Below are 22,666 nucleotides of genomic sequence, written 5' to 3' on the forward strand. Positions count from 1 at the left end.
AAATGATTTGTCTATTTTTTTATACGCCGCTGTCCCTAACTTCTTGCTGTCACCTCCCTAAAAAGGAACTCACCTACATACGTTTTCTTAATACGTGGAAGCTAAACTTATCAGCTCTAAAGTAATTGATAGAATATAAGATTGGCTCATCATTTTGATCATAGTGCATTTGTTTTAACACTAGCAGTGCCGTTTCTGGTTCACATTCCAAAATCGGTGAGATTTTCGGATGATAGCCAATCGGCTCAATGTGAGCAACTGCGTATGTGATACGTTTGTGCGTATTGTTATGTATCACTGTAAGCAATGATTCTTCGTTGTATCCCGATAAATCTGGCAATATCTCTTTTGCAAGTTTATCGATACAATATACAACAGGTTCCCCATCTGCTGTACGCACACGCTCAATCATCACTGCATTAAAACCATCTTCACTATTAAACTTCTCTTTTTCTTCTTCTGTTAAACTTGTTGTAGATGATGATAAAAAGATAGTTCCTGGTGTTTTCCCCACACTAGAAATCATATCTGTAATACTAGAAAGTTGCTCAATCCCAGAAGAAAATAACGGCTTTGCATTTACAAATGTTCCTACACCATGTCTGCGAATGACAACATTTTCTTCTTCTAAAATACGCAGCGCTTCCCTTAAAGTCGCTCTACTTACACCAAGTTCTTTCGCTAAATCAAACTCTGATGGTAACTTTTGTCTTTCTTTGTAAGCCCCATCTTTAATTTTTTCTTTGATGTGATCAATCACCCGTAAATATAGGTGACGACTATCAGATTTTACTGACATAAGACTCCCCCGCATTTCAATTATTCGACCTCTGATGTAAGACTTCTTTTCTCTTTTTTCAACTTACAACATAATAAAAATTGCTAAATACTAAAAACAGGCATAATTGTCGAATAAATATTAATAATTTTTTAAGATGAAATTTTCACTCTTTACTGCATAAAAAAAACTTTGCACCACAAACATTCCTCATAGCGAGAAAAAGTTCGGCACAAAGATCTCTTACATCCTTTGTTACACACTTTTCCCCTCATAGTCTAGCAATTCATGGTTGCCAGGTAGAAACTTATGGACCTTATCTCCAAGATTATATGAGGCAGTGATTCTTTTCGAAGTAATCTTACCACTTGCTCCCATACGTGTCAACAAAATTTAACATTTTTCTACATTAAATATCGAACGTTCACAAAAAACCACACCAAAGTATTCGTATTCTAAAGAATCACCTTAAATGTAAGCCCTTTCTTTATCGCTGAATATAGTATATAACAAAACCAGCATATAAAAAAGCCTAATTGTAAAAACAATTAGGCTTTTTTTATGAACTTTTTTCTTGTACATCATTAATGAGCACTTCTCGTGGTTTACTACCTTCATACGGTCCTACTACACCATTCATTTCCATTGCATCAATTAATCGGGCAGCACGGGTATAACCAACTCTAAACCTACGTTGCAACATAGAAACAGAGGCTGTTTGCATTTCCACTACGAGCTGAACTGCTTCATCATATAATTCATCTTCTACTTCCTGCTTCGTATCAGGAACATCTTGCGGAATCATATCTTCTTGATATTGCGCTTTTTGCTGACCAATAACATATTCTACAACTCTCTCAACTTCATCATCTGATAAAAACGCACCTTGTACACGTACAGGCTTCGATGCACCAATTGGTATAAATAGCATATCCCCACGACCTAGCAGTTTCTCTGCACCACCGCCGTCAAGAATTGTACGAGAATCTGTTTGAGAAGATACAGCGAATGCAATACGTGACGGAATATTCGCTTTAATAACTCCCGTAATTACATCAACTGATGGACGTTGCGTTGCAATAATTAAATGAATACCGGCAGCACGAGCCATTTGCGCTAGACGCATAATCGCATCCTCTACATCCGACGAAGCAACCATCATTAAATCTGCTAACTCGTCCACAATTACGACAATATAAGGTAATTCCGGTTGTTTCGCTTCTGATTGATTATTATGCTCTTTTATATAATCATTATATCCTTCAATATTTCGCGTGCCACTATGAGCAAATAACTCATAACGACGCTCCATTTCACTTACAACTTTTTTCAATGCCTGTGATGCTTTTTTCGGATCCGTTACAACTGGTGTTAACAAATGAGGCACACCGTTATATACATTTAACTCTACCATTTTCGGATCAATCATCATTAATTTTACTTCATGTGGTTTTGCACGCATTAAAATACTAACAATAATACCGTTAATACATACACTCTTCCCGCTACCTGTAGCACCTGCCACTAGTAAATGGGGCATTTTATTTAAGCGGGCTAATACAGCTTCACCTGTAATATCTCGTCCAAGACCAATCAGCAACTTCTCTTCTGGATGATTATTAGCCTTAGAATCAAGAACTTCCCTAAGTGTTACCATAGAAACTTCTGAGTTCGGAACTTCAATCCCTACAGCTGATTTCCCGGGAATTGGAGCTTCAATACGAATGTCCTTTGCAGCTAAAGCAAGCGCTAAATCATCACTTAAACCGACGATTTTGCTTACCTTTACTCCCATATCAGGATACACTTCATATTTTGTGACTGCAGGACCTCTATGTACTTTTGTTACTTTCGCTTTCACTCCAAAGCTTTGGAAAGTACGTTCTAATTTACGAGCATTCTCATAAATTTCCGCATTTTCATTTGTAACTTGCTTATTCTTTGGAAATTTCAATATATCAAGCGCAGGAAGCTTGTAATCTTTATTTTCTACATTTGAAAATTGCATAGGAGGTGCTTGTGTTTCCCCCTCTAGCGATTCAACGATTTTTTCTCCACGCTTTTTCTTCGGCTCTTCAACTGGTGGAGCCTCTTCAATAAACGGTGAAGTGATTAACTCTTCTTCCTCTACTTCAATTCGTTTATCCTCTTCTTCATTTACAGGATAATTCTCAGTGAAATTCGAAATAATCGGAGGATCAATTGAGATTTCTTCCATCGGCTCAATAATTTCTTCATGTTCTGCCGCACGTTTGCTCCTTGTGCTTCTTGTTGTTTTTTTCTTTTCTGTTTGTTCAGCCGTTCTTTTGGCTCTCCAATCTTTATAGTCCCCTTGCATCACTTGAAATTGACTTCTAAGAATTCTACCAACTGGAGCTAACACTTCTCCAATATGCTTATTTGTTATACAAAGTATACCGAGAATAACTAAAATAATACCAATAATATAAGCTCCTACTTCGTCAAATAAGAAGTAACAAGTGGCGAACATAAGTGCACCAAACATGCCACCACCTAAATGAACGCTATCTGGCCCTTTTTTCATTTCAAGAAAGAAATTATCTTTCGTACTTACAATAACAGAAGTATTTTGCACTGCTCCATCTTTCGTAAGAAGGTTAAATAATGTAATATGACTAAACATTAATATCGCCAATACTATTAAATAAAAACCGATTAGCCGTTTATTCAGTAGGTTCGGCCATCCACGTTTTATAACGAATGAAACGGATAAAGCTATTACACCTAACACACCAATTATGTACCACTCACCAAAGAAGAAGCGAAAAAATAACACAAACGATTTTCCTACAACGCCTAGCTGTAAAATCGTAATGATTGAAAGTGCAAAAAGAGTTAAACCGACGATTTCATAATACAAAGTTGGCTTTATCGTACGTCTTGCCTTTGCCTTCGTCCCTCTTTGCTTTTGTTTTGCCATTTCTTCACCTCGTGTTCTACATATAAGTAAAACTTCCTAAAAAACTCTGCTTATATGTTTGTTTTCTCTATTTTTTCAGGTCTTTATATCTTCTATTTTTACACTTCTTGTAAAATGTTAAATAAACAGAAGAAAGCAGCCCTCTCATGGCTGCTCAACCGTCTTGTTTTTTATATTATACCATAGCTTCTAAACAAAATCCTTCTTTTTGCTAAAAGGTTATTTTCTGTCCCGGCTCAAACTCTAAGTAGTGAAGCGGATCCGTACTTAACACGCGTACAATAGAATAATACCCATGTTCTTCTTCTGAAACCATTAATTCAACACCATTTATATTTACGACTTTTTGACTTTCACATTGCGAATAATCGGCTGGATACACGATTTGCTCTGGCATAATTGTATATAAAATCATTGTAACATTGTCCCTTCTGCATGATCATCCGCGCGACCATCTATTAATTCGTTTAATTTTCGAATCGCATTTCCAATACCACCGACATCATCTATAAGACCGTACTTCACTGCATCTCCACCAATTACATTCGTACCAATATCTCGCGTCAAATTCCCTTTCGCAAACATAAGCTCTTTAAAACGATCTTCCGTTACTTTCGAATGCTTCGTCACAAAGCGAATGACTCTTTCTTGCATTTTATCTAAATACTCAAATGTTTGCGGCACACCTATAACAAGACCTGTTAGACGAATCGGATGAATTGTCATCGTCGCAGTTTCTGCAATAAATGAATAGTCTGTAGAAACGGCAATCGGTACACCGATAGAATGCCCTCCACCTAAAACTAAAGATACTGTCGGTTTTGAAAGTGAAGCGACCATCTCAGAAATTGCTAGCCCAGCTTCAACGTCACCTCCAACTGTATTTAACACTAAAAGCAAGCCTTCAATTTTCGGATTTTGTTCAATCGCAACAATTTGCGGAATAATATGCTCATATTTCGTTGTTTTATTTTGCGGTGGCAACTGAACATGACCTTCCACCTGTCCAACAATTGTTAAACAATGAATACGTGATTCATTCATTTGCGGTACATTCGTTTGTCCAAGCTGCTGAATTTTTTCCACTATTGAAGCTTCTTTTCCGGTTTCTTTCGGCTCAGCCTCTTTCTCTTCATTTGTATAACGATCACGTTCTGTCATATCGCATCCCCTTTCACTCGTATATAATTAGTATTTCTTAAGTTATAAATTTCATTCGATAGAGTGAAAAAGAAAAAAAAATCACCCGTAAAGGTGATCTTTTTTATACTTCCATAATAATCGGTAAAATCATAGGTTTTCTCTTCGTCTCTTCGTACAAGAACTGTCCTAATAATTCACGAATATTTTGTTTTAACATAGACCATTCAATTGAATATTCTTTAATTGATTGCTCAACAATCATACGTACAATCTCTGTAGAACGGTCAATTAACGCTTCTGATTCACGTACATATACAAATCCACGTGAAATGATTTCTGGACCAGAGATAATTTTCTTTTCATCTTTACCCAGTGTTACAACAACTACTAATATTCCATCTTGAGATAACATTTTTCTATCTCGCAGAACGATATTACCAACATCACCTACACCTAATCCATCAATTAACACATTGCCAGCTTGCACTTTGCCAACTAAGTTCGCTTCATCATCACCAAAACCAATTACATCGCCTTTTTCTACAATAAAGATATTTTCTCTTGCAATACCTACATCTTCAGCTAAGTATGCATGTGCTTTTTGCATACGGAACTCACCATGTACGGGTACAAAATATTTCGGTTTCATTAAATTTAACATTAATTTTAATTCTTCTTGGCTACCGTGACCTGAAACGTGAACTTTTCTTTCACCGTAATAAACAACTTCAGCTCCCGCTCTAAATAACAAATCAATAATTTTCGATACAGATATTTCATTACCTGGAATTGGAGATGCCGCGATAATAACCGTATCACCTTTACGAATTGAAATTTGTTTATGAGCTTGCTTTGCCATTCTAGAAAGGGCTGCCATCGGTTCACCTTGGCTACCTGTCGTTAAAATAGCTACCTTTTTCTCTGGGAAATTGTCTACTTCTTGTAGTGAAATAACCATACCTTCTGGAACATCTAAATAACCAAGACGTCTTGCGATATCTACCACTTTCACCATACTACGTCCTACAACCGCTACTTTTCGTCCTGTTTCAGCAGCTGCATCAAATACTTGTTGAATACGATGTACATTCGATGCAAATGAAGCAACGATAATACGTCCTTCTGCGCCGTAAAACACTTTAGAAATTTCTACACCAACTTCTTTTTCAGAACCTGTATAGCCTGGACGCTCAGCATTTGTACTATCAGATAATAAGCATAGAACGCCTTCATTTCCGATTTGAGCCATTTTCCCAAGGTCTGCTCCACTATTTCCAATTGGAGTTTGATCGAATTTAAAGTCTCCCGTATATACGATCGCACCTTTTGATGTATGGAAACAAACACCAACAGAATCTGGAATACTATGTGTTGTTCCAAAGAACGACACCGTTGTAGTATTAAATTCTACTGTTGAATTTGAATCGATTGTTTTTAAATCTACACGGCCTAACATACCCGCTTCGCCAAGTTTTTCTTGTATAAGTCCTACCGTTAATTTCGTTGCATACACTGGAATTGATAATTTACGAAGTACGTAAACAATGCCACCAATATGATCTTCATGACCGTGAGTAATAAATAAACCTTTTACTCGCTCTTGGTTTTCTACTAAATATGTAATATCAGGAATAACGATATCAATTCCAAACATTTCATCTCCCGGGAACATTAACCCTGCATCTACAATAAAGATTTCAGAATCAATTTCAACACAGTACATGTTTTTCCCGATTTCACCTACTCCACCAAGAGCAAATACTTTAACAGACTCATTCTCTTTTCTCTTCATGTTGTTGCCTGGTTTAAAAATCTTTCAAACACTGATTTCACTAAAATTGCAGAGACACCAGGGGAAACTCTACAACCACCATATATTCACCGTCCAAGACGAATGTCCTTACCGTTATGCGATATCATGTCCTTGTTTATTTTTTAAACCAGGTTTCACCTCTCTTTCATTATATAAATCAAATATCTTATTCGATATGATATGAAAATGTAATCAAATTATAATTTTTACCAATTTTGCTAAGCATACCCGTACTAAGCTACTTAGCCATATTATACCTGATACAAGAAATAGAACACAAGTTAAATCGTGCGAAAGAAAAAGGAAAAGAACGCATTCCCAACAAACTTATCGAACTGATGTCCTTTATATTTACTCCGATTTCGTACCCCATATCGTTTTGAAGAAATAGCTATAAATACTCTAAATTTATTTCATAATATAGATTTTCAAGACTTATTTTTCTAGAATTGAACAAAAAAACTTATAAAATGGAGTTTTTTTATGAATTACGTCATATTTGAAGTAATTACTCTCAAAAATAGAATTGGTACTTTATTACGTTTATATAAGCGTTCATTCTATAAATAACTATGACTTTTTAATTCCTTTAAAGAGTTACGATTATTTTCTTTTACATGTTGCAATATATAATAAAAAACCAGTTAATGATCTTATAAAAACATATATAGGTAAGATAAGAAAAGAGAGGGAAAGACTTTCATACAAATAAAAAATGACCTAGTTCTACACTAGGTCATTTTTTATTAACGAGGGATAGATTGCATAACAGATTGTAACGTTACTCTCTCTTCTTCTGTTAACGGAAGAAGTGGTAAACGTACAGAACCTACATCTAATCCAACCATTTGTAATGCTGTTTTTACTGGTGTTGGGCTTGGCGCCATAAATAATGAATCCGTTACTCTTACAAGTAATTGATGTAATTTTTGCGCCTTCTTAAATTCACCTGCTTGGAATGCTGCAATCATTTCTTGCATTTCATTTCCGATAACATGAGATGCTACAGAAACGATACCTTTCGCTCCAACTGCCATAGCTGGTAACGTTAAACCGTCATCACCGCTGTATACTGCAAAGTCGTCCGCTGTTTTTTCAATGATTTCTGTCATTGTTAACACATCGCCGCCTGCATCTTTAATCGCAACAATGTTTTCTATTTCTGATAAACGAACAACTGTATCAACGGAGATTTGTACAATAGATCGTCCTGGAACGTTATATAGCATAACCGGAAGTGGCGTGCTTTCAGCAATTGCTTTAAAGTGCTGATACATTCCTTCTTGACTCGGTTTGTTATAATACGGTGCTACTAGCATTACTGCATCAACACCAACCTCTGTTGCTTTTTTCGTTAAGTCAATAGAAGCATGCGTATTATTGCTACCTGTTCCAGCGATTACGGGCACCCTTTTATCGACAACAGATACGACATGGCGATATAACGCTACTTTTTCTTCTGAAGTTAATGTAGGAGATTCTCCTGTCGTTCCTCCTACCACGATTGCTGTTGTACCGTTATCAATTAAATAATTTACCAATTTCGTTGTCTTTGCAAAATCGATATTGCCGTTTATATCAAACGGTGTTACCATCGCGGTTGCAATTGTCCCAAAATCTATCATGGTCTCACTCCTTATTGTTCCAGTTGCTTTTCTTTTGAAAGCTCAAACGCACTATGTAATGCATTTACAGCCTCCACTAAATCAGTTTCTTTTACAAGAACCCAAATAGTTGTATGACTATCTGCTGATTGCAGAATTTGAATACCTTTTTCAGCTAAAGCTGTAACGATTTTCGCAGTAACCCCTGGGTATCCTGCCATTCCAGCTCCTACAATAGATACTTTCGCACAATGCTCTGTCACAATTGGCTCATATCCAAGGTTTTGTAATAGTTCAACTGCACGATTTGATACATTATCACTCACCGTATAAGCTACCCCAGTAGGTGAAATGTTAATTAAATCGACACTGATTCCTTCATTCGCCATTTCTTTAAACACATGCTGCTGCAAATCATATGCTGTTTCTTTTGCAAGTACTTTAATTTGCGTCACATTTGATACATGTGCAATACCTGTAACAGGACGTTCTTCTACATCACGGCCTTTTGTAGCGCCGTCAGATGCTGAAATAAGCGTACCTTCACTATCAGAGTACGTAGAACGTACACGAAGCGGTACTTTTGCATGCATCGCAATTTCAACTGCACGTGGATGAACGACTTTTGCACCTTGGTATGCCATGTTACAAATTTCGTTATACGTTACAGTTTGAAGATGACGTGCATCTTTTACAATGCGAGGATCTGCAGTCATCACACCTTCTACATCTGTGAAGATATCGATATATTCAGCATGAAGCGCAACACCTAAAGCTGAAGCTGAAGTATCACTACCTCCGCGTCCAAGTGTTGTCGTATCACCTTTTTTCGTTTGTCCTTGGAATCCTGTCACAACGATTACATCTACATTTTCTAGCTCTTCGTGTATACGATCACAATTCATTTCAATAATCTTAGCATTTGTAAAATCATCATTTGTTACAAAACCAGCTTGTGCACCATTTAATGCCGCCGCTTTTATACCGTTCTCATTTAACATGTTAGAGAAAACGATTGCTGAGATTAATTCTCCGCATGATAATAATAAATCTTGCTCACGATTAGAAATGTGAGATTCCTCTTGATTTACAAGACTTAACAACGTATCAGTTGCATATGGTTCACCTTTACGGCCCATAGCAGATACGACTGTAACTACTTTATAACCCGCATCTAGCGATTTTTTTATATGATGAAGCGCATGCTTACGTCCATTTTCATCACGTACAGATGTGCCACCAAATTTTTGAACAATAATTTTCATATTTTGCACCTTCTCTTAGCCGTTTACACTAATTGTAATTTTACTAAGCGCTCTGCAATTTGAACAGAATTCCATGCAGCGCCTTTTAATAAGTTATCAGATACGACCCAAAGATGGAATCCTTTATCGTTATTTAAATCTTTACGGATTCTTCCAACGAATACTTCGTTTTTACCTACTGCAGTAGCTGGCATTGGATATAATTGCTCTTCTGGGTTATCTTGCAGAACGATACCTTCCGCATTTGCAAGTAAGTTCTTTAATTCCTCTACTGTTACGCCTTCTTTTTCTACTTCAATGTAAACAGACTCAGAGTGACCTGATACAACTGGTAAACGTACACATGTTGCCGCTACTTCTAGCTCTGGCATATGCATAATTTTTTTCGTTTCATTAATCATTTTCATTTCTTCAAATGTAAATCCATTATCTTGGAACTTATCAATCTGTGGAATCGCGTTGAAAGCAATCGGGAAATGTTTCTTATCACCTGATACAGGTAAAACATTCGCCTTTACTTCTTCACCATTTAAGATTGCTTGTGATTGTTCATGAAGTTCTTCAATCGCTGCCGCACCAGCACCTGATACAGCTTGATATGTGGAAACGATTACTCGTTTTAAACCATATTGCTGACGAACTGGCTCAAGAGCTACTACCATTTGAATTGTAGAACAGTTTGGATTTGCAATAATACCGTTATGTTCTTTTAAGTCGTTTTCATTTACTTCAGGTACAACAAGTGGCACGTTTTCTGTCATACGGAATGCACTTGTATTATCAACAACAATCGCACCGCGCTTTGCTGCTTCTGGCGCTAATTGTTTTGATACAGATCCACCAGCACTAAATAGTGCGATATCTACTCCTTCAAAACTTTCAGGAGTTGCCTCTTGAACTGTAAATTCTTCGCCTTTAAATACAAGTTTCTTACCTGCAGATCGTTTAGATGAAAGTAACGTTAACTTCCCAATTGGAAATTCTCGTTTCTCTAAAGTATTTAACATTTGTTCACCAACTGCGCCGGTTGCTCCAACTACAGCGACATGAAAAGTTTTTTGCTTTTCCATCACTATGCCCCTTTCTAGATACCAATCCTTCTATAACTTAGAATGAGAAGGAGTATACAATACCCCTTCTAATCTTAATAACGTTAATTTTATCATATTCTACAGTAAGAATGATGGTTTCATCGAAAATTGTCCGTTTTTTTTCGTTTTTTAATTCATATATCTGAATTTTTCTACGACAACCGGTTGCAATTGCTTCCCTTGCAGCGCTTCTAATACTGTATCTTCAAGCAGCTCCATGCGAGCTACCATTGAGTTCGGTTTTTTCTCTGGTGCATCTTGACCGAATGGGACGAAGTAGATGTTTTTTGTTGCCATTAGGCGCATGAGATTTACCCCATTAAGCCCTAAAGCATCATTCGTCGAAACAGCCAATACGACAGGCTTGCCATTTCTTAGCGTCGCTTTCGCTGCCATTAATACTGGAGAGTCTGTCATTGCATTTGCAAATTTACTCATAGAATTTCCTGTTAGCGGTGCAATTACCATACAATCTAGTGGAATTTTAGGTCCTAGTGGTTCTGCGCCAACGATTGAATTAATTGCTTTAAAGCCTGTTACTTCTTCAATCTTTTTAATCCACTCTGCTCCTTCGCCAAATCTCGTATTTGTTGATTGAACAGTGTAAGAAACAACGGGGCGTACTTCTGCTCCCTCAGCAATTAACTTTTCTAAATGAGGCATTACTTCTTCGTACGTACAATGTGAGCCAGTAAAACCAAACCCTATTCTTTTCCCCTTTAAATTCATTCCCCATTCTCCTTTCTTGCGATTACGTCTTCTGCCAGTAACTGAGAAAGAACATTCGCTAAAATTTGCCCTGCTGTTTTTGGAGCAACAATACCTGGTAGCCCAGGTGCTAATAGCGCTTTGACTCCTCTTTTTTCCGCATATCTAAAGTCGGTACCACCTGGTTTAGAGGCTAAATCAATTACTAACGTATGAGCCGGCATTTTTGAAATGACATTCGCTGTCACAACGAGATGCGGAATTGTATTAATGACAATATCGATATCCCCTACTTCTTGCTCAATGTTCTGCATATGAAAAGGAGTAAACATCATTTCTGTAATACGCGCAATATGTTCCGATCGTCTTGCTCCAACTTTGACATGGGCTCCTAATGATTGAAATGCTCTGGCAACACTCATCCCTGTTCTACCAAATCCTAAAACCATTACATTAGAACCATGAATCGTATAGTCGGTATGTTGAATTACCATCATTAATGTACCTTCTACAGTTGGTATAGAATTGTAGATTGCCACATCATCACGATCAAATAATTTAATAAGTTTGCGGTTTGTAGTAGATACGAGATTTTCCAAGTAAGGCGTACCAATACCTGAATATATAGTAAAATGTTCTGGTGTATTTTCAATTTGTTCTTTCGTTATAGAAACTTTTTCGTTTGAAAAAATAGTATCTACTTCTCCCTTGGCATTTGTACCTGCAACTGGCAAAATAATTGCATCTACAGAAGTGAAATCTAAATTTTGTATACTTTCTTTTGCTGCCCCTGTGAAGCCATGATCTAACTGATCAAACCCTATCAATGAAAGTTTCGCATCCAATTCAACTAGTTTGCGAATTACTTCTAGCTGTCTTGCATCTCCTCCTATGACAGCAATATGCATCTCAGTCAACATTCCCTAATTCACCTTCTTTTTCTGTCATTTATAAGAAAAGTGCCTACTTTTTCTTTTTCCTCCACATCATATGTAATGTACGAGTTTTAGGTGATTGAAAAACAAAAAGCACCTATCATGTATCCCGCTATTTGTATGTGGGAAGGCCCTACCTCAAAATTCGGCATAGGAAAAGATATTCTGTTGGATTTTGCTCTGAGTAAAATGAACAAAAAAAGATGACCAAAATGGCCATCTTTCACTTCGAATTTGAACGATCTGTAATATCGCAAAGAATCATATCATGACCCACTTTTTTTATTTGACTCCATGCTACTCTTATTTCTTGTGGTTCCTTTTTAAAACCTCCCCATTTCCCAGCAGGTATAATAAGAGCCTGTATTTGTCCATCCTTCTCATCAATCTCTAAATCCACATAACCTAAAACCCCCATTTTTTCTGCTCTTTCTAAATTAACAATTTCTTTCCCACTTAGTTCACTTAATCGCATACTCTCTCCCCCTACCCAAATTATTCATTTAAGTTATCCATAATTAGTACCTATTCTATATACCCACAAAAAATAACCGTATCTCATTTAAAAGAGATACGGTTATTTTTAAATCATATATAGTAATTACAGTTTTATTCCTTTTGGAAGTTTTCCATCTGGACTAATTAATGCTGCAGAAAATTCATCTGTAAACATGTTACGAATTAACTCATCTACATTTTCTTTCGTTACAGTGTTTACACTTTCAATAATCTCATCAAGTGAACGGTGCTTACGAAGTAGCAATTCATTTTTACCATTACGGCTCATACGACTATTCGTACTTTCTAAACTTAACATTAAGTTTCCTTTTAATTGTTCTTTACTATTCATAAGCTCTTTTTCTGTAATACCTGTATTTTTCAATGTTTCTAATGTTTCTTGCATTGTTTCATACAGTGTATCTAATTGTTGGCTACCTGTTCCACCATAGAGCGTTAACATACCTGTATCTTCATAAGAAGAATGGTAAGAAAATACTGAGTAAGCTAACCCGCGTTGCTCACGTACTTCTTGGAATAAACGGCTACTCATACTACCGCCTAAAACGTTATTTAATACAATTAAGTTATAAATATCTTCGTGTCCCATTTGTAAGCCTTTATATCCTAAACATAAATGAGCTTGTTCTGTTTCCTTTTTGCGTGCTACCTTATTAAAATGGAAAATTGGGCTATGTACTTGTTCACGGTTTGTCGTTCCTTCATAACTACCGAAATATTGCTCTACTGTTTGTAAAAAGGCTTCATCAATATTTCCTGCAATTGATACAACTACATTTTCAGGTGTGTAATGATCCTTAATATATTGACGTAGCGTATCACCTGTAAACGTATTAAGCGTTTCTTCTGTTCCTAAAATAGGATATCCAAGCGGATGCGTTTCATATGTTGCTTTCGTTAACATATCATGCACAATATCATCTGGAGCATCTTCGTACATTTTAATTTCTTCACATACGACATTCTTCTCTTTTTTCAGTTCTTCTTCATCAAATGTTGAATTAAAGAACATATCTGCTAATACATCTAAAGCATATTTAGCATGCTCATCTAGCACTTTTGCATAGTAACAAGTGTATTCTTTTGAAGTAAAAGCATTCACTTGCCCACCAATGCTATCAAATGATTCTGCAATTTCACGTGCACTACGTGTTTCTGTTCCTTTAAAGAACATATGCTCTAAAAAGTGAGAAATCCCGTTATTTTTTTCATTTTCATTTCTTGATCCTGCATGGATCCAAATACCAATCGCAACCGATCTTACAGTTGGTATATTCTCCATAACTATTCTTACACCATTTTTACAAGTATATTTTTTAATCAAAAACTTTCCTCCTACTGCCAGTTTCTCTAAATAAGTGCTATTATTTAATGATAACAAGTTTAAGGATGAATGTCATGCAAATGTATTTAATCTACACGTTTTTCATCCAGTAATTCTGTTATATTCCCTACTTTATATCCTTGTTCCTTCAATTTTGTAATCATTGTATCTAATGCTTCTGTTGTGGACGAAGTAGGATGCATTAATACGATAGCACCTGGATGTATTTTTCTCATTACTCTCTGCAATAGTACACCTGGCTCAGGTCGCTTCCAATCAATTGTATCAACAGTCCACATAATCGTTCCCATTTGAAAATCATCTGCAATTTTCACGACTTCATCCCGAAAACTTCCACTCGGCGGTGCAAACCATCTTACCTTTTGATTCGTAGCTGCTTCGATCATTCGATTTGTTTTTTGTAACTGATCTCTTATTTCATCAGACGATAACGTTTTCATATTAGGGTGTGTGTAAGAATGATTTCCAACTTCTTGATTTGCATCGACAATCATTTTTGCAAATCGTAAATTTTCTTTCACCCAACGTCCTTCTAAAAAGAAAGTCGCCTTCACATCATGCTTTTTCAATATTTCTAATATACGAGGCAAATACTCATTTCCCCATGCCACATTTATTGTTAACCCGACCATCTTTTTATCCGGATGACCTCTATAAATTGGTGCTGGTGATAAATCTTCTAAGTGGACACTCGGTGATACTTCCTTGAATTCAAGATGTTTTTGATCAAACTGCTTTAATTTCTTCATATTGTTATAGGATGCTTCCATATCAACTTGTCTTCCATTATATCCTGGTGTTGCTTTCCATATCTTATCAATCATCGCATTTTGCGGTGCAATCTCATATTGTTTTGCATGCTTTTGAATTTCTTCATATAAGTGATCCTGTGCAAAAACAGAATAAGAACCTGCACTGACATATAAAAAGAATATACATATGTATGCCAATATACGAGTTTTCATATAAACCCTCCCATTAACTATATAAAAAACCATTTTCCTTCTTATCTTTGTTAATTTGAGCGTTATAATGAAAACTATACCTATACTGACATAAAAATATATGCAAATCATATTTTTACATAACAAAAAAAGCCAGTTAAACTGGCTTTTGCTTATTGCTGCTCTTGTTTGTTTTCTTCTTTAGCAGCTTCTTTTTCTTGCTCTTCTTTTAGCAATACTTTTCTAGATAAATTCACGCGACCTTGCTTGTCAATCTCGATAACTTTAACTGTAATTACATCACCGATTTTCACAACGTCTTCTACTTTACCTACACGCTCAAGTGCAAGTTCAGAAATGTGAACTAATCCATCTTTACCGCTGAATAATTCAACGAAAGCACCGAATTTCTCAACACGTTTCACTTTTCCTTCGTAGATTTCACCTACTTGTACTTCGCGAACGATATCCTCGATAATTTTCTTAGCTTTGTCGTTCATTTCTTGATTTATTGAAGAAATGAATACTGTACCATCTTGCTCAATGTCAATTTTAACGCCAGTTTCTTCAATAATTTTATTGATTTGTTTACCGCTTGGTCCGATAACGTCACGGATTTTATCTGGGTTAATTGTCATTGTAATAATCTTTGGAGCGTACGCTGATAATTCAGTGCGTGGCTCTGCAATTACAGATAACATATGATCTAGAATGTGCATACGACCAACTTTCGCTTGTTGTAATGCCTCTTCTAAAATTTCACGAGATAGACCATCGATTTTAATGTCCATTTGTAGTGCAGTTACACCGTGTGCTGTACCTGCTACTTTAAAGTCCATATCACCTAAATGATCTTCCATACCTTGAATATCAGTTAAAATTGTGTAATGCTCACCTGATTTAACTAGGCCCATTGCAATACCTGCAACTGGAGCTTTAAGTGGAACACCAGCATCCATCATTGCTAAAGTACTACCACAAATACTTGCTTGTGAAGTAGAACCATTTGATTCTAATACTTCAGATACAAGACGTACTGTGTATGGGAAATCTTTTTCAGACGGAATTACAGGCTCAAGAGCACGTTCTCCTAGTGCACCGTGACCAATTTCACGACGACCTGGTCCACGCATCGGTCTTGTTTCACCAACACTAAATGATGGGAAATTGTAATGGTGCATAAAGCGTTTTGATTCTTCTACACCAAGGCCATCTAAAATTTGCACATCGCCTAATGCGCCTAATGTACAAATACTTAATGCTTGTGTTTGTCCACGTGTGAATAAACCAGAACCGTGTGTACGAGATAAAATGCCAACCTCTGATGCTAATGGACGGATTTCGTCACCTTTACGGCCATCTGGGCGGATTTTCTCAACTGTAATAAGACGACGTACTTCTTCTTTTACAATTTTATATAAAATCTCATTTACTTGTCCTAATGTATCAGCATCAGCTTCTTGCGCTTCGTAATGCTCAATTACACGCTTTTTCACTTCGTTAATTGCATCTTCACGTGCATGTTTCTCATGTACTTGAATTGCAGAATGCATATCCTTCTCAGCCATTTCACGTACAGCTTGGTTAAGATCAGCGTCAACTTCATAAAGTTTCACTTCTGATTTCTCTTTACCTACAGCTTGTACAATCTCTTCTTGGAATGCAATTAGACGTTTAATTTCGTCATGGCCAAACATAATTGCTTCTAACATTGTTTCCTCAGGCACTTGATCTGCTCCTGCTTCAACCATGTTAATTGCATCTTTCGTACCAGCTACAACAAGGTGAATATCACTTTGTTCTTGCTGTTCTACTGTTGGGTTGATAACGAATTCGCCGTTAATACGACCAACTGTTGCACCCGCGATCGGACCTTCAAATGGAATGTCTGAAATCGATAACGCTAATGAAGAACCAAGCATAGCTGCCATTTCAGAAGAACAATCTTGATCAACACTCATTACGATGCTGACAACTTGTACTTCGTTACGGAAACCATCTGCGAAAAGTGGACGAATTGGACGGTCGATTAAACGACTTGCCAAAATTGCTTTTTCACTTGGACGACCTTCACGTTTAATGAAACCGCCAGGAATTTTTCCGACTGCATATAAACGCTCTTCATAGTTTACTGTAAGTGGGAAGAAATCTACATTTTTTGCTTCTTTTGATGCAGTTGCTGTAGATAGAACCGCTGTATCGCCATATCTTACTAATACTGCTCCGTTCGCTTGCTTTGCAAGCTGACCTGTTTCAACTGTTAGCTGGCGACCAGCTAAATCTATCGAGAAGACTTGCTTTTCTTGACTCATTTAAGTACCCCTCTCAATTTAAAGTATTCAATTCTTCTATGTAAATGGATAGTATATCACAATATTCTACCTCTAGTATTACCGAAAATGAAGTAAGCTATAAAGAGTAGAAGATATATTTTTACCTAACAAAAAAGCGGGAATATTCCCGCTTCTTTGACTATCGACGTAAGCCAAGCTTTGTGATTAATTCACGGTAACGTGTGATATCGCTATTACGAAGGTAAGTTAGTAAGTTACGACGTTTACCAACCATCTTTAATAGACCACGACGTGAATGATGATCTTTCTTGTGAGTACGTAAGTGCTCGTTTAGAGTGTTAATTTGCTCCGTTAGGACAGCAATTTGAACCTCTGGAGAACCAGTATCAGTCTCATGAGTTCTAAATTGTGCAATGATTTCATTTTTACGCTCTTGTGTTAAAGCCATCCTATTTCACCTCCTATTAATTAAACCCCCGATTACCTAGCAAGCGTCGGTGAGTCGCAATGCCAAGCAATGGTTGTCATAAAGTACATAACATAGAATACTACTTTTCATTTGAAAAAGCAAGTATATTATTTTCGTTCGCAAAATATTCTTGTGCTGTTTTCTTATCTTTTGCGATTTGTTCAACTAACTCATCGATGCCATTGAATTTCTTCTCTTCTCTTATACGCATATGCCACTCTACTGTAACATTTTGATCATATATGTCTTTGTTAAATTCAAATAAGTGCACTTCAATGGATAGTTGGCGCTCATCTTCTTTAAAGGTTGGTTTATATCCAATATTACATACACCATCGTACCATTCATCGTGAACTTGTAATCTCACTGCATAAACACCTACAGGTGGTAATAGATACTCATCACTTAAACCTACATTAGCTGTGGGGAAACCAATTTGACGTCCACGTTTATCACCGTGTACAACCGTTCCCGCTACTGTATATGCTCTACCTAAAATAGATGGAATTTGCTCCATTTCGCCATTTCGAATTAACTTTCGTAATGCTGTAGAACTTACTTTCTCTTCTTGAAATTCAACTTTTTCAATCACAGTCTGTGTAAACTCCCCTCTTGCATGAAATGGTAAAGTCTCCATCTTTCCTTTTCCTAAACGTCCATATGAATAATCAAATCCTGCTACTACATGCTTTACATTTAAACCAATAATATAATCATCTACAAATTGTTGTGGCAATAAGCCTGCAAATGATTCATCAAATTTAACAACATATAATATATCGATACCTAAACTCTCGACTATTTTTTCTTTATCACACATCGGTGTAATATACTCGGCATGCGCTTCTTTTTTACCTAAAACAACAGATGGATGCGGATAAAATGTCATCACTGCACTTTTATATCCCTTTTCATCCGCTATTTGTTTCGCAGTTCGAATCACACATTGATGTCCTAAATGAATGCCATCAAAAAATCCTAATGCCATTACAGTAGGTGGTAATTCTAATTTATTTTGTTCATGTGGATGAGTTAAATGAATAAGTTTCACGCTTGAATTCACCTTTTTCTGTAATAATCCTTCCAATAATTCATTATAGCTTTAGTTCTTGATTATTCACAAGTACTTTCATCGGCTTTAGCATACCAGGGTGTTTTGGATGGTGCTCATAAATTGCAAGGCAGCGATTGTTTTTATCAAACACTGTTATAAATGGCGCCGTTATTTGCGATTCATTTTTTAAGAACATACCATTTTTTATTTTTTCTGCTTGCTTTTCATCTACAACCATTTTTGGGAATTTACTTAATGCTTCATCAATTGAAATGAAGATAGACTCTACTGTTTCATTTTGCACGTTTTCTTCAATTTCTTCAAATGATATGCAATCTTCTAATAAAAATTCACCCGAAGCTGTTCTTACAAGGTGAGACATATGGGATGGAAAACCAAGTTTTTCACCAATCATTACGGCTAACGTTCTTACATATGTTCCTTTACTACACGTTACACGGAAACGGAATGAAATATTTTCTCCTTCAAACACTTCACGGTCATCTAGTAATACAAATTCATGAATTGTAATTGTACGAACTGGACGTTCAACCTCTTGTCCTGCTCTTGCATATTCATATAATTTTTTTCCGTTAACTTTTACAGCCGAAAACATCGGAGGCATTTGCTCAATCGTACCTGTTAATGCCGCAAGAACCTCTTCCACTTCTTTACGAGTAATAACACGATCTACATGTTTCGTTTCCACAACTTCACCAGAAGCATCTTCAGTTGTTGTTGAAAATCCTAATGTCACTTCACCTTCATATGTTTTCGTTTCACTTGTTAAAAATTGTGCAATCTTTGTTGCTCGCCCAACACAAATCGGCAATACTCCTGTTACATCTGGATCTAATGTTCCTGTATGACCAATTCGTTTTTCACGCAATATCTTTCTTAATTTAAATACACAATCGTGTGATGTCATGCCTTTTGGCTTATGTAATAATACTACACCTTCCATATATGTTCACCTCATCGTAATTCTTTCATAATCATTACCTAAAACTTATTTTACATTGAAAAAATGGATAGACAAATGTCTATCCATTATTCTTCACGTTTACCGTCTTTATTAATTTGATGTAAAAGTGTATCAATTCGATGACCATATCCGATAGACTCATCAAATTCAAAGGAAATTTCAGGTGTTTTACGAAGACGAATACGTTGGCCAATTTCTGAACGAATGAAGCCTTTTGCCTTCGCTAAACCTTTTAGTGTACTTTCTTTCTGTTCTTCATCACCTAAAACAGAAATATACACTGTAGCAATTTGTAAATCTCCACTCACTTGTACATCTGTTACAGTAACAAATCCGACACGTGGATCTTTAATTTTACGACTGATGATGTCGCCTAATTCTTTTTTCATTTGCTCGCCTACACGGTTTGCACGTAATTTCATAACTCTTCACCTCATTCAATACCATTCCAATTGTGTTATCGTACGTTCAATTTCAGGAAATGAATCGATGTACTCAAGTACACGATTCATTTCTTTTTCACAAATAACACGATTAGAGGATACAGAAACAATTGCAATTTCCGTACGTTGCCATACATCTTGATGCCCTACTTCTGAAACAGCTACGTTATAACGCTGCTTCACTCGAGTTAGCACCCGTTGCAAAATTGCTCGTTTCTCTTTTAAAGAATGCACATCGTAAATCATACACTCGAATGAGAGTGAAGCGATTATCATCGCTTCACTTCTTCCATAATGTATGCTTCAATAATGTCCCCTTCTTTAAGATCATTATATCGCTCAATTGTAATACCACACTCATAGTTTTGTGCAACTTCTTTTACGTCGTCTTTGAAACGTTTTAACGTATCAAGTTGTCCTTCGAAAATTACTACGCCATCACGGATAATACGCACGCCACTATCACGTGTAATTTTACCGTCTGTTACGTAACAACCTGCGATTGTTCCAACTTTTGTTACTTTAAACGTTTGACGTACTTCTGCTTGACCGATTACTTTTTCTTCGAATTCTGGATCTAACATACCTTGCATCGCTGCTTCGATCTCTTCGATTACTTTATAAATAATACGGTGTAAACGAATATCAACGTTCTCTAATTCTGCTGTACGCTTCGCATTCACATCTGGGCGTACGTTAAATCCAATTACAATTGCATTAGATGCAGAAGCTAAAATGATATCAGATTCTGTAATCGCACCTACGCCTGTATGGATAATTTTAACTTTAACACCTTCAACATCAATTTTACGAAGTGATGCTGCCATTGCTTCTACAGAACCTTGTACGTCTGCTTTCACAATTAAGTTAATTTCTTTTACATCGCCCTCTTGGATTTGTTGGAATAAATCTTCAAGGCTTAATTTAGATTTTTCACCACGTTGAGCAAGTAACGCTTCTTGTGCACGTGATTCACCGATTTGACGAGCTTTCTTCTCATCAGCGAATGCCATGAAACGATCTCCCGCTTGTGGTACTTCGTTTAAACCTGTAATTTCAACAGGAGTTGATGGACCAGCAACTTTTACACGACGACCAATATCACTTACCATTGCACGAACACGTCCGAATGAAGTACCAACAACGATTGGGTCTCCAACTCGAAGCGTACCGTTTTGAACAAGTAATGTCGCGATAGTTCCTTTACCTTTATCAAGCTGTGCTTCAATTACAGTACCAGTTGCATAGCGGTTTGGATTTGCTTTATATTCTTCTACTTCACTTACAAGAAGAATCATTTCTAGTAAGTTGTCAATTCCTTCGCCTTGAATCGCTGAGATTGGTACGAAGATTGTATCTCCACCCCATGCTTCTGGAACTAATTCATATTCTGTTAGTTCTTGCATTACGCGATCAGGATTCGCAGCTGGTTTATCCATTTTATTCACAGCAACAATAATTGGTACTCCTGCTGCTTTCGCATGGTTAATTGCTTCAACTGTTTGTGGCATAACACCGTCATCAGCTGCAACAACAAGGATTGTAATATCCGTTACTTGTGCACCACGAGCACGCATCGTTGTAAACGCCGCGTGACCAGGTGTATCTAAGAATGTAATCTTCTTGTCATTTACTTCAACTTGGTATGCACCAATATGCTGAGTAATTCCACCTGCTTCGCCAGCAGTTACTTTAGAGTTACGGATAGAGTCAAGTAATGTTGTTTTACCATGGTCAACGTGTCCCATGATTGTAACTACAGCTGGACGCTCTTTTAAGTTCTCTTCATCATCTTGCTCATCGATAAATGTTTCAAACTCAGTCTCGCTGACAATTACTTCTTCTTCTACTTCAATACCGTAGTCGTTAGCAATTAACTCAATTGTGTCTTTATCTAAGTCTTGGTTAATTGTTGCCATAATTCCAAGCATGAAGAGCTTCTTAATAATTTCAGATGGCTCTTTGCTTAATTTCTTAGCAAGATCACCTACTGTAAGGCTTCCAGAGAAAGTAATTTTATCTGGTGTTTCTACAGTTTGTGTTTGTTGTCTTCCAGCAAAGTTCTCTTGACGCTTGTCTTCGTTTCCTTTGCCTTTTTTCTTTTTCTTATTGCTGTTCTTTTTACTACGAACAACTTTTTCTTCTACTTCAAACTCATCTGCAACAGAAGGTTTTTCAGCTTGATACTCATTATCTAATTTGTTTACTACTTCATCGTCTAACATTGTCATATGATTCGAAACCTCGATATTCATTTCTTTTAGTTTTGTCATAAGATCTTTACTTGAGATATTATGTTTTTTCGCATATTCATGCACTCGAATTTTACTCATAC

Annotated in this window: 20 protein-coding genes and 1 riboswitch; all 20 genes read right to left on the bottom strand. The window is 36.6% G+C overall.

The window, feature by feature from the left end; translation table 11 throughout:
- Positions 1 to 73: 73 nt before the first annotated feature.
- On the bottom strand, positions 74 to 799 hold the full coding sequence (locus tag MR070_RS00310; RefSeq protein ID WP_000114176.1) for a GntR family transcriptional regulator: 726 nt from the start codon (positions 797 to 799) through the stop codon (positions 74 to 76).
- A gap of 233 nt (positions 800 to 1,032) precedes the next feature.
- A riboswitch (purine riboswitch) is annotated at positions 1,033 to 1,134 on the bottom strand.
- Between the two features lie 203 nt (positions 1,135 to 1,337).
- Positions 1,338 to 3,719, bottom strand: a complete 2,382-nt coding sequence (locus tag MR070_RS00315) for a DNA translocase FtsK (RefSeq protein WP_001118775.1) — start codon at positions 3,717 to 3,719, stop codon at positions 1,338 to 1,340.
- Positions 3,720 to 3,930: 211 nt separating this feature from the next.
- Positions 3,931 to 4,134, bottom strand: a complete 204-nt coding sequence (locus tag MR070_RS00320) for a YlzJ-like family protein (RefSeq protein ID WP_000605016.1) — start codon at positions 4,132 to 4,134, stop codon at positions 3,931 to 3,933.
- Positions 4,131 to 4,880: a translocation-enhancing protein TepA gene (gene tepA, locus MR070_RS00325; RefSeq protein WP_000139814.1), complete on the bottom strand. Its 750-nt coding sequence runs from the start codon at positions 4,878 to 4,880 to the stop codon at positions 4,131 to 4,133. The genes MR070_RS00320 and tepA overlap by 4 nt, the downstream gene beginning before the upstream one ends.
- 103 nt (positions 4,881 to 4,983) lie before the next feature.
- Positions 4,984 to 6,654: a ribonuclease J gene (locus MR070_RS00330; protein ID WP_000823085.1), complete on the bottom strand. Its 1,671-nt coding sequence runs from the start codon at positions 6,652 to 6,654 to the stop codon at positions 4,984 to 4,986.
- A 767-nt stretch (positions 6,655 to 7,421) separates the two neighbouring features.
- Positions 7,422 to 8,300, bottom strand: a complete 879-nt coding sequence (gene dapA, locus MR070_RS00335) for a 4-hydroxy-tetrahydrodipicolinate synthase (protein WP_000564761.1) — start codon at positions 8,298 to 8,300, stop codon at positions 7,422 to 7,424.
- Positions 8,301 to 8,311: 11 nt separating this feature from the next.
- The gene (dapG, locus tag MR070_RS00340) at positions 8,312 to 9,544 is read right to left on the bottom strand and encodes an aspartate kinase (RefSeq protein ID WP_000692473.1); all 1,233 of its coding nucleotides are present in this window, start codon (positions 9,542 to 9,544) and stop codon (positions 8,312 to 8,314) included.
- Positions 9,545 to 9,567: 23 nt separating this feature from the next.
- Positions 9,568 to 10,614 (bottom strand): aspartate-semialdehyde dehydrogenase, encoded by a 1,047-nt coding sequence (gene asd, locus MR070_RS00345; RefSeq protein ID WP_000414848.1) that lies wholly within the window; start codon positions 10,612 to 10,614, stop codon positions 9,568 to 9,570.
- A gap of 150 nt (positions 10,615 to 10,764) precedes the next feature.
- Positions 10,765 to 11,364 carry a dipicolinate synthase subunit B gene (gene dpaB, locus MR070_RS00350; protein WP_001049480.1) on the bottom strand — a complete coding sequence of 200 codons (600 nt, stop codon included), beginning with the start codon at positions 11,362 to 11,364 and terminating at the stop codon, positions 10,765 to 10,767.
- Positions 11,361 to 12,263, bottom strand: a complete 903-nt coding sequence (dpaA, locus tag MR070_RS00355; protein WP_070806754.1) for a dipicolinic acid synthetase subunit A — start codon at positions 12,261 to 12,263, stop codon at positions 11,361 to 11,363. The genes dpaB and dpaA overlap by 4 nt, the downstream gene beginning before the upstream one ends.
- A gap of 238 nt (positions 12,264 to 12,501) precedes the next feature.
- The gene (locus MR070_RS00360; protein ID WP_001239750.1) at positions 12,502 to 12,753 is read right to left on the bottom strand and encodes a YlmC/YmxH family sporulation protein; all 252 of its coding nucleotides are present in this window, start codon (positions 12,751 to 12,753) and stop codon (positions 12,502 to 12,504) included.
- Positions 12,754 to 12,879: 126 nt separating this feature from the next.
- Positions 12,880 to 14,121, bottom strand: a complete 1,242-nt coding sequence (locus MR070_RS00365; protein WP_000592994.1) for a M16 family metallopeptidase — start codon at positions 14,119 to 14,121, stop codon at positions 12,880 to 12,882.
- A gap of 86 nt (positions 14,122 to 14,207) precedes the next feature.
- The gene (locus MR070_RS00370) at positions 14,208 to 15,107 is read right to left on the bottom strand and encodes a polysaccharide deacetylase family protein (protein WP_000857421.1); all 900 of its coding nucleotides are present in this window, start codon (positions 15,105 to 15,107) and stop codon (positions 14,208 to 14,210) included.
- 152 nt (positions 15,108 to 15,259) lie between these two features.
- Positions 15,260 to 17,398: a polyribonucleotide nucleotidyltransferase gene (gene pnp, locus MR070_RS00375; RefSeq protein WP_000076746.1), complete on the bottom strand. Its 2,139-nt coding sequence runs from the start codon at positions 17,396 to 17,398 to the stop codon at positions 15,260 to 15,262.
- 160 nt (positions 17,399 to 17,558) lie between these two features.
- On the bottom strand, positions 17,559 to 17,828 hold the full coding sequence (gene rpsO / locus MR070_RS00380) for a 30S ribosomal protein S15 (RefSeq protein ID WP_001229392.1): 270 nt from the start codon (positions 17,826 to 17,828) through the stop codon (positions 17,559 to 17,561).
- A gap of 100 nt (positions 17,829 to 17,928) precedes the next feature.
- Positions 17,929 to 18,900, bottom strand: a complete 972-nt coding sequence (ribF, locus tag MR070_RS00385; protein ID WP_242260369.1) for a bifunctional riboflavin kinase/FAD synthetase — start codon at positions 18,898 to 18,900, stop codon at positions 17,929 to 17,931.
- Between the two features lie 43 nt (positions 18,901 to 18,943).
- Entirely contained in the window at positions 18,944 to 19,867 is a 924-nt protein-coding gene (truB, locus tag MR070_RS00390; protein ID WP_002194816.1) for a tRNA pseudouridine(55) synthase TruB, read from the bottom strand.
- Positions 19,868 to 19,953: 86 nt separating this feature from the next.
- Positions 19,954 to 20,310 carry a 30S ribosome-binding factor RbfA gene (gene rbfA, locus MR070_RS00395; RefSeq protein WP_000776445.1) on the bottom strand — a complete coding sequence of 119 codons (357 nt, stop codon included), beginning with the start codon at positions 20,308 to 20,310 and terminating at the stop codon, positions 19,954 to 19,956.
- A gap of 15 nt (positions 20,311 to 20,325) precedes the next feature.
- Positions 20,326 to 20,607 carry a DUF503 domain-containing protein gene (locus tag MR070_RS00400; protein WP_000582364.1) on the bottom strand — a complete coding sequence of 94 codons (282 nt, stop codon included), beginning with the start codon at positions 20,605 to 20,607 and terminating at the stop codon, positions 20,326 to 20,328.
- Positions 20,604 to 22,664: a translation initiation factor IF-2 gene (infB, locus tag MR070_RS00405; RefSeq protein WP_000036341.1), complete on the bottom strand. Its 2,061-nt coding sequence runs from the start codon at positions 22,662 to 22,664 to the stop codon at positions 20,604 to 20,606. Before infB ends, MR070_RS00400 begins: the two co-directional genes overlap by 4 nt.
- Positions 22,665 to 22,666: the final 2 nt, after the last annotated feature.

Source organism: Bacillus cereus group sp. BfR-BA-01453, assembly GCF_022662915.1.
In the GTDB taxonomy this organism is placed as follows: domain Bacteria; phylum Bacillota; class Bacilli; order Bacillales; family Bacillaceae_G; genus Bacillus_A; species Bacillus_A paranthracis.

Excerpts from the sequence above, each read along its gene's own strand:
- dpaA (WP_070806754.1), bottom strand. The coding sequence starts at position 12,263 with ATGTTGACTGAGATGCATATTGCTGTCATAGGAGGAGATGCAAGACAG.
- asd (WP_000414848.1), bottom strand. The coding sequence starts at position 10,614 with ATGGAAAAGCAAAAAACTTTTCATGTCGCTGTAGTTGGAGCAACCGGC.
- dpaB (WP_001049480.1), bottom strand. The coding sequence starts at position 11,364 with ATGAATTTAAAGGGGAAAAGAATAGGGTTTGGTTTTACTGGCTCACAT.
- MR070_RS00320 (WP_000605016.1), bottom strand. The coding sequence starts at position 4,134 with ATGATTTTATATACAATTATGCCAGAGCAAATCGTGTATCCAGCCGAT.
- dapG (WP_000692473.1), bottom strand. The coding sequence starts at position 9,544 with ATGAAAATTATTGTTCAAAAATTTGGTGGCACATCTGTACGTGATGAA.
- MR070_RS00360 (WP_001239750.1), bottom strand. The coding sequence starts at position 12,753 with ATGCGATTAAGTGAACTAAGTGGGAAAGAAATTGTTAATTTAGAAAGA.
- pnp (WP_000076746.1), bottom strand. The coding sequence starts at position 17,398 with ATGAGTCAAGAAAAGCAAGTCTTCTCGATAGATTTAGCTGGTCGCCAG.
- infB (WP_000036341.1), bottom strand. The coding sequence starts at position 22,664 with ATGAGTAAAATTCGAGTGCATGAATATGCGAAAAAACATAATATCTCA.
- tepA (WP_000139814.1), bottom strand. The coding sequence starts at position 4,880 with ATGACAGAACGTGATCGTTATACAAATGAAGAGAAAGAGGCTGAGCCG.
- MR070_RS00315 (WP_001118775.1), bottom strand. The coding sequence starts at position 3,719 with ATGGCAAAACAAAAGCAAAGAGGGACGAAGGCAAAGGCAAGACGTACG.
- truB (WP_002194816.1), bottom strand. The coding sequence starts at position 19,867 with ATGGAAGGTGTAGTATTATTACATAAGCCAAAAGGCATGACATCACAC.
- rbfA (WP_000776445.1), bottom strand. The coding sequence starts at position 20,310 with ATGAAATTACGTGCAAACCGTGTAGGCGAGCAAATGAAAAAAGAATTA.
- rpsO (WP_001229392.1), bottom strand. The coding sequence starts at position 17,828 with ATGGCTTTAACACAAGAGCGTAAAAATGAAATCATTGCACAATTTAGA.
- MR070_RS00310 (WP_000114176.1), bottom strand. The coding sequence starts at position 799 with ATGTCAGTAAAATCTGATAGTCGTCACCTATATTTACGGGTGATTGAT.
- dapA (WP_000564761.1), bottom strand. The coding sequence starts at position 8,300 with ATGATAGATTTTGGGACAATTGCAACCGCGATGGTAACACCGTTTGAT.
- MR070_RS00370 (WP_000857421.1), bottom strand. The coding sequence starts at position 15,107 with ATGAAAACTCGTATATTGGCATACATATGTATATTCTTTTTATATGTC.
- MR070_RS00400 (WP_000582364.1), bottom strand. The coding sequence starts at position 20,607 with ATGATAATCGCTTCACTCTCATTCGAGTGTATGATTTACGATGTGCAT.
- MR070_RS00330 (WP_000823085.1), bottom strand. The coding sequence starts at position 6,654 with ATGAAGAGAAAAGAGAATGAGTCTGTTAAAGTATTTGCTCTTGGTGGA.